The sequence below is a fragment of the Leptolyngbya sp. 7M genome, from assembly GCF_018128485.1.
Genome location: NZ_CP070897.1, coordinates 2,549,372 through 2,565,699, shown reverse-complemented (window position 1 = coordinate 2,565,699; position 16,328 = coordinate 2,549,372). Strand labels below are relative to the sequence as shown.

Annotated in this window: 24 protein-coding genes; 12 read left to right on the top strand and 12 right to left on the bottom strand. The window is 49.5% G+C overall.

Going from position 1 to position 16,328, the window contains the following annotated elements; genetic code table 11:
• Window positions 1–179 precede the first annotated feature (179 nt).
• Window positions 180–572 (top strand): tetratricopeptide repeat protein, encoded by a 393-nt coding sequence (locus tag JVX88_RS12395; protein ID WP_211627583.1) that lies wholly within the window; start codon window positions 180–182, stop codon window positions 570–572.
• Between the two features lie 241 nt (window positions 573–813).
• Window positions 814–1,344 (top strand): peptidoglycan-binding domain-containing protein, encoded by a 531-nt coding sequence (locus JVX88_RS12390; RefSeq protein WP_211627582.1) that lies wholly within the window; start codon window positions 814–816, stop codon window positions 1,342–1,344.
• A 143-nt stretch (window positions 1,345–1,487) separates the two neighbouring features.
• On the opposite strand, the gene JVX88_RS12385 is transcribed toward JVX88_RS12390, so the two are convergent.
• Window positions 1,488–2,057 carry a type I 3-dehydroquinate dehydratase gene (locus JVX88_RS12385; protein ID WP_211627581.1) on the bottom strand — a complete coding sequence of 190 codons (570 nt, stop codon included), beginning with the start codon at window positions 2,055–2,057 and terminating at the stop codon, window positions 1,488–1,490.
• Window positions 2,058–2,081: 24 nt separating this feature from the next.
• The gene (locus JVX88_RS12380; RefSeq protein ID WP_211627580.1) at window positions 2,082–2,852 is read right to left on the bottom strand and encodes a tryptophan-rich sensory protein; all 771 of its coding nucleotides are present in this window, start codon (window positions 2,850–2,852) and stop codon (window positions 2,082–2,084) included.
• Between the two features lie 238 nt (window positions 2,853–3,090).
• On the opposite strand from JVX88_RS12380, the gene JVX88_RS12375 reads away from it, so the two are divergent.
• Window positions 3,091–3,318, top strand: coding sequence for a hypothetical protein (locus JVX88_RS12375; protein ID WP_211627579.1), 228 nt, complete (start codon window positions 3,091–3,093; stop codon window positions 3,316–3,318).
• Window positions 3,319–3,364: 46 nt separating this feature from the next.
• Here the strand turns inward: JVX88_RS12375 and JVX88_RS12370 are convergent, their stop codons facing one another.
• Both JVX88_RS12370 and JVX88_RS12365 read right to left on the bottom strand, forming a co-directional pair.
• Window positions 3,365–3,673, bottom strand: coding sequence for a DUF4031 domain-containing protein (locus tag JVX88_RS12370; protein ID WP_211627578.1), 309 nt, complete (start codon window positions 3,671–3,673; stop codon window positions 3,365–3,367).
• Window positions 3,674–3,981: 308 nt separating this feature from the next.
• Window positions 3,982–4,449: a tyrosine-type recombinase/integrase gene (locus JVX88_RS12365; RefSeq protein WP_211627577.1), complete on the bottom strand. Its 468-nt coding sequence runs from the start codon at window positions 4,447–4,449 to the stop codon at window positions 3,982–3,984.
• Between the two features lie 37 nt (window positions 4,450–4,486).
• Here JVX88_RS12365 and JVX88_RS12360 point away from each other — a divergent pair, with 37 nt between their 5' ends.
• Window positions 4,487–4,744 (top strand): hypothetical protein, encoded by a 258-nt coding sequence (locus JVX88_RS12360; RefSeq protein ID WP_211627576.1) that lies wholly within the window; start codon window positions 4,487–4,489, stop codon window positions 4,742–4,744.
• Between the two features lie 50 nt (window positions 4,745–4,794).
• Window positions 4,795–5,001 carry a type II toxin-antitoxin system RelE family toxin gene (locus JVX88_RS12355; RefSeq protein ID WP_211627575.1) on the top strand — a complete coding sequence of 69 codons (207 nt, stop codon included), beginning with the start codon at window positions 4,795–4,797 and terminating at the stop codon, window positions 4,999–5,001.
• A gap of 108 nt (window positions 5,002–5,109) precedes the next feature.
• On the opposite strand, the gene JVX88_RS12350 is transcribed toward JVX88_RS12355, so the two are convergent.
• The gene (locus JVX88_RS12350; protein WP_211627574.1) at window positions 5,110–5,703 is read right to left on the bottom strand and encodes a hypothetical protein; all 594 of its coding nucleotides are present in this window, start codon (window positions 5,701–5,703) and stop codon (window positions 5,110–5,112) included.
• On the opposite strand from JVX88_RS12350, the gene JVX88_RS12345 reads away from it, so the two are divergent.
• Window positions 5,688–5,894 (top strand): SBBP repeat-containing protein, encoded by a 207-nt coding sequence (locus JVX88_RS12345; protein ID WP_211627573.1) that lies wholly within the window; start codon window positions 5,688–5,690, stop codon window positions 5,892–5,894. The genes JVX88_RS12350 and JVX88_RS12345 overlap by 16 nt on opposite strands.
• Window positions 5,895–6,411: 517 nt before the next feature.
• Window positions 6,412–6,972, top strand: coding sequence for a CAP domain-containing protein (locus tag JVX88_RS12340; RefSeq protein WP_225931394.1), 561 nt, complete (start codon window positions 6,412–6,414; stop codon window positions 6,970–6,972).
• A gap of 199 nt (window positions 6,973–7,171) precedes the next feature.
• Here the strand turns inward: JVX88_RS12340 and JVX88_RS12335 are convergent, their stop codons facing one another.
• Window positions 7,172–7,933: a DUF1997 domain-containing protein gene (locus JVX88_RS12335; RefSeq protein WP_211627572.1), complete on the bottom strand. Its 762-nt coding sequence runs from the start codon at window positions 7,931–7,933 to the stop codon at window positions 7,172–7,174.
• Window positions 7,934–8,366: 433 nt separating this feature from the next.
• Between JVX88_RS12335 and JVX88_RS12330 the strand changes: the two genes are divergently transcribed.
• The gene (locus JVX88_RS12330) at window positions 8,367–9,026 is read left to right on the top strand and encodes an SDR family oxidoreductase (RefSeq protein ID WP_211627571.1); all 660 of its coding nucleotides are present in this window, start codon (window positions 8,367–8,369) and stop codon (window positions 9,024–9,026) included.
• Window positions 9,027–9,049: 23 nt separating this feature from the next.
• Window positions 9,050–9,751 (top strand): glycoside hydrolase family protein, encoded by a 702-nt coding sequence (locus JVX88_RS12325; protein ID WP_211627570.1) that lies wholly within the window; start codon window positions 9,050–9,052, stop codon window positions 9,749–9,751.
• Between the two features lie 22 nt (window positions 9,752–9,773).
• Here the strand turns inward: JVX88_RS12325 and JVX88_RS40605 are convergent, their stop codons facing one another.
• Window positions 9,774–9,899 carry a hypothetical protein gene (locus JVX88_RS40605; RefSeq protein ID WP_263975509.1) on the bottom strand — a complete coding sequence of 42 codons (126 nt, stop codon included), beginning with the start codon at window positions 9,897–9,899 and terminating at the stop codon, window positions 9,774–9,776.
• A 24-nt stretch (window positions 9,900–9,923) separates the two neighbouring features.
• Here JVX88_RS40605 and JVX88_RS12320 point away from each other — a divergent pair, with 24 nt between their 5' ends.
• Window positions 9,924–11,633 carry a dynamin family protein gene (locus JVX88_RS12320; protein ID WP_263975508.1) on the top strand — a complete coding sequence of 570 codons (1,710 nt, stop codon included), beginning with the start codon at window positions 9,924–9,926 and terminating at the stop codon, window positions 11,631–11,633.
• 292 nt (window positions 11,634–11,925) lie between these two features.
• Here the strand turns inward: JVX88_RS12320 and JVX88_RS12315 are convergent, their stop codons facing one another.
• Entirely contained in the window at window positions 11,926–12,126 is a 201-nt protein-coding gene (locus tag JVX88_RS12315) for a hypothetical protein (protein ID WP_211627569.1), read from the bottom strand.
• Between the two features lie 400 nt (window positions 12,127–12,526).
• On the opposite strand from JVX88_RS12315, the gene JVX88_RS12310 reads away from it, so the two are divergent.
• Window positions 12,527–13,414: a pirin family protein gene (locus tag JVX88_RS12310; protein WP_211627568.1), complete on the top strand. Its 888-nt coding sequence runs from the start codon at window positions 12,527–12,529 to the stop codon at window positions 13,412–13,414.
• A 119-nt stretch (window positions 13,415–13,533) separates the two neighbouring features.
• Here JVX88_RS12310 and JVX88_RS12305 read toward each other — a convergent pair whose 3' ends face one another.
• Window positions 13,534–13,935: a hypothetical protein gene (locus tag JVX88_RS12305; RefSeq protein WP_211627567.1), complete on the bottom strand. Its 402-nt coding sequence runs from the start codon at window positions 13,933–13,935 to the stop codon at window positions 13,534–13,536.
• Between the two features lie 36 nt (window positions 13,936–13,971).
• On the opposite strand from JVX88_RS12305, the gene JVX88_RS12300 reads away from it, so the two are divergent.
• Entirely contained in the window at window positions 13,972–14,235 is a 264-nt protein-coding gene (locus JVX88_RS12300) for a biotin/lipoyl-containing protein (RefSeq protein ID WP_211627566.1), read from the top strand.
• A 78-nt stretch (window positions 14,236–14,313) separates the two neighbouring features.
• On the opposite strand, the gene aroF is transcribed toward JVX88_RS12300, so the two are convergent.
• Genes aroF through JVX88_RS12285 form a run of 3 tightly spaced genes read right to left on the bottom strand, consistent with a single transcriptional unit; the run spans window position 14,314 to window position 16,038 of the window.
• Window positions 14,314–15,195, bottom strand: a complete 882-nt coding sequence (gene aroF / locus JVX88_RS12295; protein ID WP_211627565.1) for a 3-deoxy-7-phosphoheptulonate synthase — start codon at window positions 15,193–15,195, stop codon at window positions 14,314–14,316.
• Window positions 15,185–15,748, bottom strand: coding sequence for a prephenate dehydratase domain-containing protein (locus tag JVX88_RS12290; protein WP_211627564.1), 564 nt, complete (start codon window positions 15,746–15,748; stop codon window positions 15,185–15,187). The genes aroF and JVX88_RS12290 overlap by 11 nt, the downstream gene beginning before the upstream one ends.
• Window positions 15,745–16,038: a chorismate mutase gene (locus tag JVX88_RS12285; protein ID WP_211627563.1), complete on the bottom strand. Its 294-nt coding sequence runs from the start codon at window positions 16,036–16,038 to the stop codon at window positions 15,745–15,747. Before JVX88_RS12285 ends, JVX88_RS12290 begins: the two co-directional genes overlap by 4 nt.
• Window positions 16,039–16,328: the final 290 nt, after the last annotated feature.

Sequence of the window (16,328 nt, the reverse complement as noted above, 5' to 3'; positions counted from 1 at the left end):
GTGATTGTCCTACAGCATGGTGATTTTATATACTCTATATTCAACTAGTTTCCATCTAAATTTCTTCCCGGTATTCAACCGAACTTTCATGGGGTGAAAATCCGCCCCCTGCTTTAGTTTGAAGCAATTCACAATGGAGTTGTACCAACCAATTTCATCGATTACCGAGGATTAATACAATGATGGCTCTCGATCACGATCCGAATTCTTCAGACTTTTGGCATGGTAAAGGGTGCAGCCTTTGTGAAGCAGAGCAATTTGCCGATGCAGTAGCAGCCTTTGATCAAGCCATTGCTCTCGACCCTACCTATTGTTCTGCTTGGAATAATCGTGGTAACGCTCTGTGCGGCCTGAAGCGCTATGCCGAGGCTTTGGCCTCCTATGATAAAGCCGTAGCCCTGCGGCCTGACTACCACCAAGCCTGGTTTAACCGAGGACTGCTGCTGGCTGAAATGATGGCCTACGGCAACGCGTTGGAATCCTATGAGCGGGCTATCACCATCCATCCTGATCCGCGCTATTTGCACGCCAGAGAAGACATTTGGTTGAAGCAAAAGCTAGTCTCAGTTTGAGAATCTGAGTAGATAAGTCAAATTAGCATCAAACACAGGGTAGGCATCTCGCCTATCAGCGAACCAGATGTCCGCACTATGGGTTTCAGGCAAGGGGTAACGGGTTCTAGGAAGTACCCTGATTGACAAAAGACGATTGGCAAAAGGTAATTGGCAAAAGACAGAAGAAGTGCTTTGCTTAGCGGTTGACTGCTTAGGATTATGCTAAAAGAAGCAGTATTGTGGTGCTCCTCTGCCGATTATGGACAGCCATCTCTCCGATTTACCTCACCAGTCCAGTGGTGCTCCTTCTGCCCCACCCGTTCTTTATCCCTGGGATGTGGGACCCAACGTGGCGCGGATGCAAGAACTGCTCAACGCCCATGGCTTCAGCCTACGAGTGGATGGCGATTTTGGTTGGCGTACCGAAGTAGCCGTTAAAACCTTCCAACGACGGCATAGGTTGCGGATTGATGGAGTAGTGGGACCTGAGACCTGGAGCACCCTGATGGCAACAGTTAAGCCTGGAGCACGAACCCTGCGTCAAGGCTATGCAGGAGCAGATGTTTATGAGCTACAGGGCCTGCTGCAGGTGAATGGCTATCGGGTGCAGCGGAACGGCATGTATGACGCAGAAACGAAGGCCGCTGTGCTTGCGTTTCAGCGTCAGCACCATTTGCGAGACGACGGCATCGTGGATGCTGTCACATGGGCATTGCTGTGTAATAAAAAAGTTCCGGTCCGACCCAAGTCCAATTCCCTATTTTCTAGAGTTGCCAAACCTAAGCGTTAGATGGATTAACTTTACAGCCATCCTTTCTTGAGTTTGAACGGGGTGCAGGTCCACCCCTGCCGAAGCCCCCACACCCCCTTGTTCACAACCTATTTATGAACGCTGTAGGTGGATTAACTTTAGGTGGATTAACTTTAGGTGGATCAACTATGGATCAGTTGAGCTGCTAATTTATTGTGTTCTTCCACCAACGGTTCTAGTTCAATTGTGGTTATTCGTCCCCGATCCACAACTTTTCGACCGTTTATAAAACTGTAATCGACCGTATTGACCTGGCAGAAAACCTTCAAGATCGCTGCCGACGGATCTGTGAGAGCCTCATTGCGGATCAGAGCTTGCTCCGGCAAACCCTGAAAATAATGTTCGGATCTAATAATTCGATCAGACGGGAATCCAAAGGCAGAATTGAGATCGAACTCTAGATCGACAAGTACATCAGTTCCTTCCAAAATTTGACCGGCCAATGTCCAAAACTTTATCCGTTCTGACTTTGAAAGAGCGCGTTTCCCGCCTTCCTCGCTCGGCCGATAGGTTATCAGGTAACGGCCTGGGATACTCGGAAGAGATCTCAGGGCATGCGTAACCTCATCAGGCCTCAGGCAATCAAACCGAACTTCGACCACGTCGGCAAGAATGTCTGCTCGCCGGATCTTCTCGTGCAGTTCCTCGGCTGAATTAGCACAAATAGAGATGCAGAGCTTTCCCTCTTTCATACGTTTTAAAAGATAGTAATATGATCAGCTTGATGCTCGTTGATTTTGATCCGAAGATGACGGAAGACCCACGACAAAACTTAAAGCAGCAATAAGGCATGCGACCACCACGATCGCCGCAGTAACCACGATCGCGGTTTCACCGCTTTGTTTTACGGCAATGGCTGTTACGGCCCAGGCGATCGCAAGCGGATAGATATAATTGCGTAGGCTGACGCGAATTATCAGGCCAAATGCACCGGCGATAGCGATCAATGCAACCGACAACCAAATCCCGACCTCGATCTGGCGACTTACAAGCAATATGGCGAAGTTGACGAGGGTCGCTGCGGTGACCCAACCGAAATAAATGCTGAATGGAGCTTTCGCAAACCAGAACTCCTTCAGGTTATCGGTTTCGCGGAGTCTGAGGGCAATGAGAAATAAGCAAACGGCAAGGGTCGCGATCAGGACAAGACACACCGCGATCTGATCGTGGTGCCAAAAGTAGATCCAGCCACAATTTAAAAGACAGCTAGCAATAAACAGCCATCGAATCGAACGGACACGTTCGTTGATGTTCGAACCAAACTGATAGATGCTGAATGCAATGATCCCCAGATAGATCAGGCTCCAGATGGAGAACGCATAACCGGCCGGCGTAACGAGGGTTTGGTATTTGTCGGAGATCTCCGCAGGCGTAACTCCGCCAACCCTGCCTGTGGTTGCAAGCCAGTTGAAACCGATGGTTATTATTGCCGCAGCGGCGACGAGTATGGCTACGGTCCTTTCTTGCCCAGATGTATTTGCATCCATGTTAAATCATTTTAACAGCATCCCGGTGCAAAAACTTGTAAAATTCACCATTTCGTATAACAATTACGTAAATCGTAAAGAATTGTAAGCCAATCTTTTCGCCCGAAGGAACCAAAACAACCAGAACTGCTTAGGTAGCGTCAAAATCTCGGCAATGGCACCCTGATTGCTTGACTAAAAGCGACGCACTTTCCCTCTTCCCCAGATGCGTTAGTTTTTTGGAAGAGGAATTATTGAGATGAACGTGTTAAAGAAATTGATATTTATGATGTTATTGGTCGCTGGCCTAAGCCTATCGGCTTCTGCGCAGCGCGATAAACCACCGGGCCAGGATAGGCCTCCGAAGCAGGAGCCGCCAAAGGTCGAACCGGGGAAACCGCAGCCTAAACCTCCAAAAGGCGATGATAGGCCAAAGAGGCCTGATGTGGCAGCAGCGATCGTTGTAAGAATGGAAGATCTTGGTTAATAAGGCCTTAAAGGCAACTTTAGCAAATAAAAAATGGTCTGATCTATCAGACCGTTTTTTTATTCGATCGTAAATCCGAAGCAATGGAAGGCAGTTCCAGTCTTCTCCGCCTAATTTCACGCAGTTTGCCGACAAATTCCCTTCTTTCCAGTTCTACCGCTCCTCTTCGCACCGCTTCTTCGCGAGCTTCCTGAGTAAGGTCAAAATGGGGGGAGCTTTTGGGCTGGAACCATTCGGGCCTGAGACCGATCATTACAGCGAACTCCATCAGTTCGCTGACCGAATCAGCGATCATGTGGCAAGAAAGACCGTGCCGCCAGCCCCAGTCGCTTAGTTTGTCAACATAAACAGCCATTTAAAATCACAAGCACCGCAAAACACGGTGCCGGAAGGTGGTGCCAACTAGAAGATCCGAACTTCTGACCCCACGCGTATGAATAATGAGCCGTGGGATTCGCGGCGAGGCAGAATTGTTCAAACCCCGGTAAAAGCGGCGTATATTTATGGTCGCCGGGCGTGTTGCTTGCAACACTATACGACGCGTCGCAGGGATTTCCGAAACGATGAGGCCATTTAAGAGGCCACGAATTTGAAGAAAAAGGCCGCACGTTTAAGCATCGTGGAGAGACTTGGCGTGATTTTTAAGGAATATGATAGCACACATCATGCGGCCTTTGAGATAGCCCGAGCGAACTCTGCGACGGACGTTTCGGACTGATTAACATATCGAAGGAACGTTTTCATTTGTGAATGGCCCGAGGCTTTCATTGCGAGAGCCGGTGAGATTCCTTTTTCGAGCCAGCGTGTTATCGCTGTGTGCCGGAGATCGTGAAAGTGAACATCTTTCAGCTTTGCCTGAACACACGCACCGTTGAACGCTTTCTTGAAAAGTGACCCGCCAAATACAAGATCAGATTCACGCCGCCTTGAGTTTTGCCAAAGTTCTGCCAGCGTTTCAGCGGCACGTTCGGACAATGGAACCAATCGGCTTTTCAGAGTTTTGGAGTTCGCGGACTCGATTTTTAGAAAGCGGCCGAAGATATGCTTCGCGAGGGCAAAGAGATCAGCGACATCGCCAGAGACCTTATTTGCAGTGAGAGAACAATCCGGCGTGTACGTTCGGGGAAACATAAATTCTCGACACGCCCGATGCTATAATTTGATTGTTATGGGACAAATAATTATTGACATTCCAAATCGCAAGACACGCCGCTTTATAATCGAAGACGCGGAGCAGGCCGAGCTATTGATCTCGGCCCTTGAAACCGCCGCCGTTCGCGTAAGAAAGAATCCGCCAAAGAAAATAACACGTCAGCAAATGGAAGATATCCAGGACGGACTTTCCGCTCAACGTGCATTAGCCGAGATGCGGCGAACCGGCAAATCCTATAAGTGGGAAGACGTAAAGGCTGAACTTGGCCTATGAGCACATACACGATCAAGTTAGCTCCGCTGACCCGCAGGTAATTCAAGAAGTTGCCACGTACCCAGCAGAAGCGAATTCAAAAAACTATTGACGGCCTCGCGACCAATCCTCGACCGCACGGATATTTGCAGCTTACCGGCTTTCCTAACTTCTACCGAGTTCGCGTCGGCGACTATCGAATCATCTACCAGATCGCCGACAAACTTTTAGTTGTAACCATACTTGAAGTGAAAAGACGGAACGAATCTACATATTAAATACCGCTTTTAGTTTTGCCGTTGTTTTGCCGAACTAATTCAAGAGGAAACGGGCAATTATATTCGCCCGTTTTTGTATTTGCAGGATTTTGAGGGGATTAAGAAGAACTATTTTGTTAGAGCGATGCAGAACTTTTGTTTTGAGATTAGCAGTCCGTCGCTCACGTCGATCGCCACTGGCAGATCCACCGCAACAAAAGTAATCGCCTCCCGCAGGTCACTAGCCGTTCTCAAAGCTGCCGCTTCGTTGCCGTAGCCCATGATCGGATGAGAATGCACACCGGCAGTTGCGAGCCAGCGGTTGAGATCAACGCCAAGAAGAATTTCGTGCTCGGCTTCAAACCAGATGATCGTGTCCATTATCGAAAGATCGTCAACAACCAGCATTCCGTAAGTTCCGGTTGGATCGCCGCCGGAGTTTGCACCGTACTGCCCGGCAATCCCGGCAATGCAAAGAAGAACTTTGTTCGGCTTAGGATCTTTATCAAATTCCGTACCGTCCCACGGCGACCCGTCAGCACGAATAAGAAATCCAGGATTTATACACTTACCCGACCGCGGCCATAACCCGACCGTAAACTGCGTGTGAGTTTGAACGTTCAAGTAATTATTCGGAGCGGCCCGAGCTATGTTAAATGCTTTCGTTAATCCGGCGTCGATCGGAGCAAGCAAGCTGGGATCGATGCGTGAATTCGACAGCACACGAACTCCGAGCGGAGTTCCGGCTTGAGTGCACGGCTCAACTGGGCACACCCCAAGACGATGAAGCTTATGCAATTGTTACTGACAGTTCTGGTACGCTGTATGTCAGTGGCCAAACCCAGGGAACCTTCCCAACTAGCGGCAGTCAAAATCAAGGAAACTACGATGTTTGGTTAGCGAAATACAGCTAGCAGTTGAAGCTAGCCCTATAAGGCAATCAATATGGCTCTGTGCGATTCCTGTCGATCAAGTGTTGATCAAACCTTGGAGCTACAGTGCTTGCCAAGTAGCTATCCCTGAGAAATTTTGTGCTCGATACTGTTCTCTGTCCGTATCGGTTTTATGTCTGAGTCAATCTCAGTAGATTCTAGGATGACTGTTGGAAGGTCACTTTTGCTTACTAGAACTACAACACGTCCTCTAACCAGCCCTTAATCATAGAGAAACATGCCAAATCATTTACTAGGCCGCAGTCTCAGTGGAGCAACAGCGATTTCTAGCAATCAACCGATCCGCAACCGAGTCAGTGCCAGTAACCGAATCGATTTGTTTAGTTTTAAGCTAAATAGTCCACAGCATTTGAATCTCAGATTTAGAAGTACAGGTCGTGGTGTTGAGATTAATCTGATTCGCGATCAGAACCAGAATGGCATTATAGATAACAATGAAATTCTCAAGCGAACTAAAATTCGATCTGGAAATAATAATTTGATCAACGTTCCCAATGCAGTCGCTGGAACCTATTTTGTTCAGGTCGGCAAAACAGGATCAGGAGCAAGCAATTACCGGTTCAACCTGACAACGACTCCAAGCATTCCAACTGGCAGCACAACCAGCATTTCCTCTCCTGCAACAGTTTCTATTGCCAGCATCATTAATCAGATTGTTAGCCTAACAAATAACTTTCGGCAGCAAAACGGCCTCGCGCCTGTTACTCTAAATAGTCGGTTAAGTAGGGCTGCCCAAACCCATTCGGAGAATATGGCTTTCCAGGATTTTGTCAGCCACACTGGAGTTGATGGCTCGTCGGTTGCTCAACGAGTGACTGCTACGGGCTACGGTTGGTCTGTTGTCGCTGAGAATATTGCCGCTGGCTATCAAACCGCTACTGAGGTGGTGCAGGGCTGGATCAATAGCAACGGGCATCGCGCTAACTTGCTTAATCCAGATGTAACGGAAATCGGAATTGGCTACTACTTCTTGGCCAGCGACAGCGGTAATGAAAATTGGAACTACTACTGGACTCAGGTGCTCGGTGCGCCTGTTTAGAATCAGAAATTCATGCAGGAAGTTTAATGCTTTTCAACAAGCTTTTCAACAAACTTTCCAACAAAAAGAGGGTGGACCACTCCACCCTTTATTTTGAATATTATTTTGATCTTACTGGCATCAGCTTCACCGATTAACGGCGCTCAGGTCAGTTATAACGTCATTTTAGATATCACTTTAGGTATCTCTTAGAGATCGTTTAGGTATCCTCTAGGGGTGTTTCCTGATCTCGCTGCCAGTGTAAACGGCGATGTTTTTTGGGAAAAGCGGCCCCAGTCGTGGTATGGAAATCTTCCTGAACCTTTTGGGTGAGACGCCGCGAAACTTGCCGCACAATTTGATTCAGCAACCGATCACCCGTATTTTGCACTAGTGATTTGGGCAAGGCGTGAATGAAGCGGGGAAACTGAATTACAACCTTTAGATCTAGTTCCCATTCAACATGGGTAATGTGCTCAGGTTGAACCAAGTTAGCCCGTTTAAAACTTGAGATCAGAGCAGCATCCGGTGCAGTTTCCACCAGTTGCAGGGCCGCTTGAAAATCAACCTCATAGCCAGGCGGATGGTAATTGGGAACAGGAATGGTCTGGATCCGATAAACACCGTGGTCTTGCGGCAACAGGTGCAACCCAATTTTGGGTTCGACTTCGTAGCCAAAAGAGCCATAGCGACCAATGGTTAAAGCATAGCCGTTTTCCCCAATCGATTCGGTGCTCATGGGTTGGGCACAGCGAGGGAACCAAGCCCGATGCGCATCTAAATAGCTAGCTACCTTTGCAGCATCTGCATACATTTCCATACAGCTCGCAAACGAGCCGTGAAAGCAGAAAGGTTTCTGCTCGCCGTGAATGTTGTCGTGGGTATATCCTTCCAAAGCAGCACTTTCAATCACACCAGAAGACGCGCCCAAAATGGCGGGAGTGGTTTCAGGGGAGTACTGTTCAGCCGAATTTGCCTGCATAAATAGACTTTCCTGCAATTTCCTGCAATGGTTTCTGCAATGGTTGCTCAGCGACTCACCTTATGGATATCCTAACCGAACATCCAAAAAGGAACACTTAATTCTAGCCATTCTCATTTGAAGAAATGGATACGCCGAAACCCTTAGACTGCTATCGATAGTTATAAGTGCCCAAGCGTGAGAGTGTAAATAGCAGTATGGTGCTCAACTTGCTCAGCATAGCCTTATTGTCGTGAAGCTAGCCATGATTAATCTACGGAAAGTCGAATCGAAGGTCTACCGAAGCTTGCCTCGAAGCCGGTCGATTCACGGAGATCCGGCTGTAGCCAGATTAGAGCGCTTTGTCTGCGATGTAAGCTGAAGAGTGGGCCTTAGAACGATGTGGCCCAATAATGAAAATGATCAAATCGTTTTGAGTTCAGGGGAAATCACGATGAAAGCATTTGTTGCAGGAGCTACAGGCGAAACCGGACGACGGATTGTCAAAGAACTAGTCCAACGGGGTATTCCGGTGTCTGCCTTGGTGCGGGATCGAGAAAAAGCTGCCCAGGTGTTGCCGCCCGGGGTCAATTTGGTGGTGGGAGATGTGTTGCAGCCAGACAGTCTCCGAGCCGCTATGGGCGATAGTACAGTGCTGATCTCGGCCACTGGAGCGGCCCCTAGCTTTGACCCAACCGGCCCCTACAAGGTGGATTACGAAGGCACGAAAAATCTGGTAGATGCAGCGAAAGCAAACGGCCTTGAGCATTTCGTCATGGTTTCTTCTCTCTGTACCTCCCAGCTTTTCCATCCGTTAAATCTGTTTTGGTTGATTTTGGTTTGGAAGAAGCGAGCTGAAGAGTATCTGCAAAACAGCGGCCTCACCTACACGATTGTGCGTCCTGGCGGCTTGAAAAATGAAGACAACTCGGATGCAATTGTGATGGCAAAAGCAGATAGTTTATTTGATGGCAGTATTCCACGCACCAAAGTGGCGCAAGTTTGCGTTGAGAGCTTGTTTCAACCGGCAGCGCGCAACAAAATTGTGGAAATCATTGCTAAACCTGATGCCACAGTCCAACCATTTGAGACGCTATTTGCTAATGTGGCATAAGTTTCTGTTTTACCCTTGCACGAGTGAATTTCGACGCGCATCCTCCAACCCAAGCCTCAACTGAGGTCAGCCAGCCGTTAAAGACTCCGAAGCCAACCTATCAGCGCCTGATTCCAACCCTACTGGCAATTGGCGTCACCCTCACGGTTGGACATCTCTTGCTTTCTAAACCAACTCCGCCCACCGATCCGGTTTGGGATTTTCAGCCAGCTCCATTGGTGATGCAGGGAGGCGACCCCCACATCCGAGCCTTAATGCGAACGATTTCGGCGGCAGAATCCAATAGTCCCCGTCCCTACTCGATCCTGTACGGTGGTGACCATATCAGCGACCTCAGCCGCCATCCTGATCTGTGTATACCCATTGTGGCTGGTCCTAATATTGGCAACTGCACTACGGCAGCTGGACGCTATCAGTTCATCACCACCACTTGGCTAGAACAAGCCGCCAAGTATCATCCCCAACCGTCTGGATTTTGGTTCTCGCGGCAGTTTAGTTTTGCACCAGAATTTCAGGATCAAGTCGTGTATCGCTGGCTCAGTGATTCGCAGGCTTGGGGAGTGGATCTGGCTGCATTGCTGCGACAAGGCCAGTTAGAGGAGGTGTTGGCAATTTTATCTCCCACCTGGACCAGTCTTGGCTATGGGATTGAACCGAACAGCATGACCGACTTACTGCCGCAAATCTATCACCAAATTCTGGAAGAAGAACTGCGGACAGGCTAGGTACCAACCGGCTTAAACCGGCTTAAACTGATTTCTCTAGGGAATCGCGGGCTTTCTCAGCTCGGCTTTCGGCAGTGGCCATTACCTCAGCTAGATTTTCCAGCACTTCACCCGGATCTATGGGCAAGACAAGCAGGTCACCGTTCATTTCAAAGATGGGCGAGCACCCGAATTGCTGGATTTTGACAGCTTCAAGCAACGGTACACGATTCCGCCAGAAGTGGCCAAAACGCTGCAAGAGCAAGGAATTTCTGCCTTTCCCGATGTGGCCTATGCCGAGGTGCAATATCCGCTCACCCTACTGGAAAAGGGCGTGCAGATCATCGACAGTCCAGGATTGAACGACACCGAACAGCGCAATCAGTTGACGCTGGGGTATATCAACAACTGCCATGCGATTCTGTTTGTGCTCAGCGCTACGCAACCGTATACGTTAGGCGAACAGCGCTATCTAGAGAACTATATTAAAGATCGGGGCTTGTCCGTATTCTTCTTGATTAACCACTGGGACGAAATCCAGAATCGCTTGATTGATCCAAATGACTATGCTGCTTTGCATGAAGCAGAAGAACGGGTGCGACAAGTCTTCAGAACGAATCTGACACCTTACTGTCAGGTAGAAGGAGAAGACCGCTATGACGATCGCGTGTTTGAAATTTCTTCGCTGAATGCGTTGCGGCAACGATTAAAGCATGAGTCACTGGATGGTACAGGCTTCTCGGAATTCATCACCGCGCTGAATCACTTTTTAACCAAGGAGCGAGCCATTTCTGAATTGCGGCAGGCCAAGTTGATGGCTCGCCAAGCCTACCGTACTGTGCATGAAGCTTGCGATCGCCGTATTCCCCTGCTGAGCGAAAGCGTTCAAGACCTGCGGCAAAAAATTCGCTCGGTGCAGCCCGAATTTGATCAGCTCGTCACCATCCGCGACCAGTTCAAGGACGAGATTCGGATTGTGGGTGAGCGGCAGGCAAGCGCTATTTCCAACTCGTTCCGCACCTACCTACCAGAGTTAGCCTCTAGCTTTGAAGTCGATTTTAGCCGCTATCAGCCAGAGCTAAAGTTCTTCGACTTTTTGCAAAAGGGCAAACGGCAAGAGTTCGAGGCATCTCTGCGTCTAGCGTTTGAGAAATATTTGTTGGACAAAATTGCCGCCTGGAGTCTGACCGCCCAGCAGCAGTTGGATGCCAGTTTTCTCGACTTAGCCAAAAGCGCGACCCAGTATGGCGAATCCTATACCCAAGTCACTGATCGGATCACCGAAAAACTCACCGGCCAGAAGGTGATTCCCAACGCCAACCTGAGTGCCGAAGATACCTCGCCTCGCTGGGCCAAGTGGGCGGTGGGTCTGTACGCGCTCACCACCGGCGATGTGGGGACGATCGCGATGGCGGGTACGGGTGTGTTTAACTGGAAGCAAATTCTGCTTAACTTTAGCGGTGCGGTGCTGCTGACCTCGATGCTGTATGCTGTAACGGGCGTGTTTCTGGGACCTGTAGGCATGGCCTTAGCCGGTCTGAGCCTGGGCAGTTTCTCAGCTGAAATGGCTCGCCGCAAGGTAGTGGAAACCATGAAGGCAGAACTGATCAAGCTACTGCCCCAAATTGCTCAAGAGCAGTCATTCCAGGTGTACCAAGCCGTCAAGGAATGTTTTGACACCTATCAGCAAGAAGTCGTCAAGCGGATGAATGAAGATATTCAATCCCGTAAGGCGGAACTGGATGAACTGGTGCGGCAGAAAGAAGACCACGAAATTAACCAACAGGCGGAAGAGCGTCGTCTAAATCTGCTGGATAACACGGTGCTAACTCAACTACATGAAGTAGAGGATGCCTACGATTATTTAATCGGGCAACCGATGCCGTTGGTGAGTGCGGCGTAATAGATGTAGGAGTCAGGAGTCAGAATATTTGTTAAATCTGGTTGATTGACCAGCAGGGCCGTAGGGACAAAGCATTTGCTAAATCATCTAGAGCGCAAGTATATCGATCTATCAGCAAATGCTTTGTCCCCAACTTTGTCCCCAACGTATCGCGAACGTATCGCGATCATTTCAATCGATTTTGCCATCATCGTTAGCCAGAAGCCGGCAGTCGAAGATTCCAGCCGCGCCTGCACCGCAGGAACGAGGAAACACCCCTCTGCCCCTGACTCCTGACCCCCGACTTCTTCTCCTACCTGATCAACATCGTCATGTATTTGTCTCGGCCAAAGGGAGCGGGAATCAGGGGTGTGAAGCGGCTGCGGTCGGTGGCAATCCGCTTGACGTAGAACTCGTTGATCTGGTGGATCAGCTGCTCTCTGGTGCCGATAATCCAAATTTGCACACCAGCACAATCACCTGCGTCGAGCAGTTCGTTAAACTCAGTAGTCATTTTGGTTTAGCCTCGCTTGATTAGATTTCGTTGAAGAAATCGCTCAAGGCAGAATGCCCTGACTGCTGTTTGCATCAAGCGAGGCTGGAAGCTGCACTTTACAGTACAATCAACACAGCCTTGCTTCCTGCTGGTGACAGGAAGTCAGGTGAGCTGATCCTTAAGTGTTGGTAGCACTTCTGGGTCAGCGCCCCGGTTAGTCGCCTTGAGCGGGCAGCCTAGCCTTCTGCCGGGACCGAGAAGAACTAGTACAGCAAAGCATAAATCAAAGCTCTGGGAAACACAAGCGTACTGAAGGCAATTGTGAGCAATTGTTGAAAACTGCAATGCAACAAAGCCACATAGGTCTGAAATGACTGCGACCCGTGTATATTACTTCTTAGCAGTTGTTCTTAACGCTATGCCTATCCTCCAGCTGATCGAACCCGAAATTAAAGACTTGGGTGGGTTCGTTGCCCGCCGCAGTTTACCCTATCCCAATCGCCAGATGGTGGGTCCGTTTATCTTTTTTGATCAGTTGGGACCATCGCATCTGCCCGCTGGCCAAGGAATCGATGTGCGACCGCATCCTCACATCAATTTGGCCACAGTAACGTACCTGTTTGAGGGAGCGCTGATGCATCGGGATAGTTTGGGTACGGTGCAGGAAATTCGACCCGGTGCCGTGAACTGGATGACAGCGGGCAGCGGAATTGTCCACTCTGAACGCTCGCCCGACGCAGATCGGCACAATGAAGCCACAATTCACGGCATCCAGACCTGGGTAGCTCTGCCGGCTGAGCATGAAGAAACCGCTCCCTGGTTTACGCACTATCCGGCGGAGACGATGCCTACTTGGGAAGAGAATGGCGTAACGGTTAAGCTAATCGCTGGGCGAATGTCAGGCTACACGTCACCGGTAAAGGTATTTTCATCGATTATTTACCTTGATATTGTGCTATCTGCTAATGCTCAGTTTACGATTCCTGCTGACTATTCAGAACGAGCTGTATATGGAGTTACGCCCGGATTGAGTGTCGATGGTGAACCACTGGAGCCATATCGGCTTGCCATTCTTGAACCCGGTGAAGTGGTGCTTGCGTCGTCCTCCTCGGCTCGCTGCGTGGTGATTGGTGGGGAACCCTTAGGGCCTCGCTATAAATGGTGGAATTTTGTTTCCAGCCGCCCCGAACGGATTGCCCAAGCTAAAGCGGACTGGCGCAATGGCCACTTTGCTGCTGTTCCAGGCGAAACCGAATTCATTCCCCTGCCGGAAACGGTCACTGAAGCCAATCCTTATTTTCCTTAAGTCGCATCAATGATTCGGTTTAACCGCACTGCTGGACACTGCGGTAATCTGACATAGCTAATTTGATATTCAACCAATAATGGGCTATCCCTCTATCCGCTACTATCCGTTACTATCCGCTACAAAGTAGAGATGGTGGATTCTTGCTGGGGTACTGACCGTTGCCATCGCTTGCGAAAATCATGCCACAGGACTTGAGCCAAAATCGCCGGGTGAAACAGCGCTATCGAGGGTTTGAGCAGGTGCAACACTTCCAGAAAGGTGTGATGCACTCCGGCCCGATCGACAACTAATTCCAGCAGCTGGTCCCAGTACCAGTTCGCAAACCGCGTGACTGTATCGGTTGGTTTATTGGGGACACTGTGGTACCGGTAGTCCATATTGGTTGCTGCTGACCAAGCCTCTTGATGGGCGGTTGCTAGCCGCTTTTGCAGCGCATGGGTCTGCTGAGCGAGGCTATCGATTGAATGGCGCTGGAAAAATTGATCGACGATTTTGGCTTCCAGAGCTGCTACCGTCATGGCTTGACCATAGGTGGGATTGAGCAAACATGCGGCATGGCCGACTACGATCAGGCGGGCGGGTGCATGGCAGCCGTCGCCGACGGTGTTGTAGAGCTAAAGACCGCGATGCCCGGAAAGGTCGTTCGCGTTATAGTTGCCGAAGGTGACGAAGTAAAAAAAGGCGACGGCATTTTGGTGGTTGAGGCAATGAAAATGCAGAACGAGATGAGGTCGCCAAAAAACGGCACTGTAAAGACTATTAGCGTCGCCGAAGGCTCCACCGTTGCTGCCGGCGATATTCTCGCTGTCATCGAGTGAACTTTGCCAGGCTGTTATTTCAGAAGAACATATGGCAAATTCCAGAACTGCCGATCGCTCGTCAGTTCGCCTTAATCACTAACCCGTAGGAAAACTTTGAGCTTGTGAATGTGTGAAAAGGCCTTTCAAAGGGCGGGCCAGGCCGGACATCATTTCTGCGAATCCATCGAATGTAACAGACTGCGGCCCATCTGAAAAAGCCTTTTCGGGTTCTGGATGGACTTCGACGACAATGCCGTCCGCACCGACTGCAATGGCGGCCCGCGCACACGCACCTATCAAAGAGCGTTTACCGGTAGCATGAGACGGGTCAACGATTATCGGTAGATGGGTTAATTCTTTTGCCAACGCGACCGCCGCAATATCCAAAGTATTTCGCAGAGAAGTGTCGAACGTCCTGATACCGCGTTCGCACAAGACAACATTTTCATTGCCGCCGTTCAACAGATACTCTGCCGCCAGTAGCCATTCATTGACAGTTGCTGCGAGGCCCCGTTTCAACAGCACCGGACGATCGATCTTTGCAACTTTTTTGAGTAAAGCAAAGTTTTGCATATTGCGTGCGCCGATCTGGACCATATCTGCCGTCGCAGCGATCAGTTCGATATCGCTTTCACTCATTACCTCAGTAACGATCGGCAGGCCACATATATCACCCGCTTTTTTCAAAAGGATCAAACCATCTTCGCCAAGACCTTGGAAATCATGCGGCGAAGTTCGGGGCTTGAACGCTCCACCCCGAAGAATTGCAGCTCCGAATCGCTTCACTGCTTGTGCGGTCGAAACGATCTGTTCCTCGGATTCCACAGAACAGGGGCCGGCAATGATAACAGCAAGCTCACCACCGATCGGAACATCGCGAACCCAAACCGTCTTCGTCGGTGAGTGGTCGTGTTCCATTGTTCTGGTCAAAGATATTATTCCGTCCTTGATCTTTTCAGGTGCTCTGCTATCGTGCATTTCGTAGTTCCTCGGTTTTTATCAAATAGAATTTTGTCCAGTTATCGTTGTCATCGGAGATGTTTTCGGCGAGTATTTCTGCTCCGTACATCGCCGCGGCTCTCCGGCTTCCAATGGCGGCTTTTTTAAAATCTTTGCTTTTGACCACATCGTGTATGCTGAGCGCAGTGTCAGCACAGGCAACACTCGTCCAACCGGAATGATGAGTAAGAAAACGTCGGCATTGCTCCAAAGCCGCAATATGCGAACAAACCGTGTTGATGTTGTTAAGGTCCGAACCAGGTACTCCAACAAGAACATGATCGACCCGCAGGAACAGAGCGTTGAGAACGCGAAACTTTCCGAAATGGATCAAGCTCGAAGGAGGCTCGATCTTTCCGATTATCTTGTTCTCGACCGGAATTACCGCAAGATCTGCATCACCGTTAAGTAGAGAATCAAATACCGACTCGAAACCTACGCACTCGATCAGCTCGGAGGCTTTGTCTACAAGGAGGTCTTTTGCTTCGTGGCTATACGAGCCGCGAATCCCCTGTATTGCAACCTTGCTCACAACAAGACCTCCGTGACGTTAGTGTCTCCCACCTCGGTCAACTGAAGCAGACGTGATTCGTTAAGTATCGAGCGAAATATTCGCACCGCTGCCTCGTCCGAGATATCACCGGGATTGTCTCGCCTGACGGCGGAGATGATCTGGTCCTCTCGATCAAGGTCAACGATCGGGAGCCCAAGGTCAAGCTTCAACCGACCGATCTGTTTTGAGAGGTCCGCCCGTCGATTAAGTAAAGCAAGCAATTGTACGTCGATATCGTCGATCGATCTCCTGCAATGATCTAAATTCATAAACCCCGGTAAAAGAAGAAAGCCGCGACAATGTGCGTGTCGCGGCTTTCAAGATTCGTTATTGTTCTGTTAAAAGGTTACAGACCGAACTTTAGCCGCTTCACCGGAAAGGTAAAGAAATAGAAGCTAAAGTTGCGAAAAGTGTTTGACTGCATTATTGCATTTGGCTAATGAACTCGCCGCTAATAGAGAAACATTACTGGCGCTAATTTGTCAACCCCTAATTTCACGGCTTTCTATCACGGAATGATTTTATTCATTCGTGTAGCAGATGTTACCATCTCTTTTTC

Bases quoted from the DNA above. Each gene is read 5' to 3' on its own strand.
- JVX88_RS12285 (WP_211627563.1), bottom strand. From the start codon at position 16,038: ATGAATTTAGATCATTGCAGGAGATCGATCGACGATATCGACGTACAA.
- JVX88_RS12300 (WP_211627566.1), top strand. From the start codon at position 13,972: ATGGCCGACTACGATCAGGCGGGCGGGTGCATGGCAGCCGTCGCCGAC.
- JVX88_RS40605 (WP_263975509.1), bottom strand. From the start codon at position 9,899: ATGAACGGTGACCTGCTTGTCTTGCCCATAGATCCGGGTGAAGTGCTG.
- JVX88_RS12370 (WP_211627578.1), bottom strand. From the start codon at position 3,673: ATGGCTGTTTATGTTGACAAACTAAGCGACTGGGGCTGGCGGCACGGT.
- JVX88_RS12305 (WP_211627567.1), bottom strand. From the start codon at position 13,935: ATGACGGTAGCAGCTCTGGAAGCCAAAATCGTCGATCAATTTTTCCAG.
- JVX88_RS12395 (WP_211627583.1), top strand. From the start codon at position 180: ATGATGGCTCTCGATCACGATCCGAATTCTTCAGACTTTTGGCATGGT.
- JVX88_RS12385 (WP_211627581.1), bottom strand. From the start codon at position 2,057: ATGAAAGAGGGAAAGCTCTGCATCTCTATTTGTGCTAATTCAGCCGAG.
- JVX88_RS12390 (WP_211627582.1), top strand. From the start codon at position 814: ATGGACAGCCATCTCTCCGATTTACCTCACCAGTCCAGTGGTGCTCCT.
- JVX88_RS12375 (WP_211627579.1), top strand. From the start codon at position 3,091: ATGAACGTGTTAAAGAAATTGATATTTATGATGTTATTGGTCGCTGGC.
- JVX88_RS12335 (WP_211627572.1), bottom strand. From the start codon at position 7,933: ATGCAGGCAAATTCGGCTGAACAGTACTCCCCTGAAACCACTCCCGCC.
- JVX88_RS12365 (WP_211627577.1), bottom strand. From the start codon at position 4,449: ATGTTTCCCCGAACGTACACGCCGGATTGTTCTCTCACTGCAAATAAG.
- JVX88_RS12380 (WP_211627580.1), bottom strand. From the start codon at position 2,852: ATGGATGCAAATACATCTGGGCAAGAAAGGACCGTAGCCATACTCGTC.
- JVX88_RS12315 (WP_211627569.1), bottom strand. From the start codon at position 12,126: ATGACTACTGAGTTTAACGAACTGCTCGACGCAGGTGATTGTGCTGGT.
- JVX88_RS12330 (WP_211627571.1), top strand. From the start codon at position 8,367: ATGAAAGCATTTGTTGCAGGAGCTACAGGCGAAACCGGACGACGGATT.
- JVX88_RS12310 (WP_211627568.1), top strand. From the start codon at position 12,527: ATGCCTATCCTCCAGCTGATCGAACCCGAAATTAAAGACTTGGGTGGG.
- aroF (WP_211627565.1), bottom strand. From the start codon at position 15,195: ATGCACGATAGCAGAGCACCTGAAAAGATCAAGGACGGAATAATATCT.
- JVX88_RS12360 (WP_211627576.1), top strand. From the start codon at position 4,487: ATGGGACAAATAATTATTGACATTCCAAATCGCAAGACACGCCGCTTT.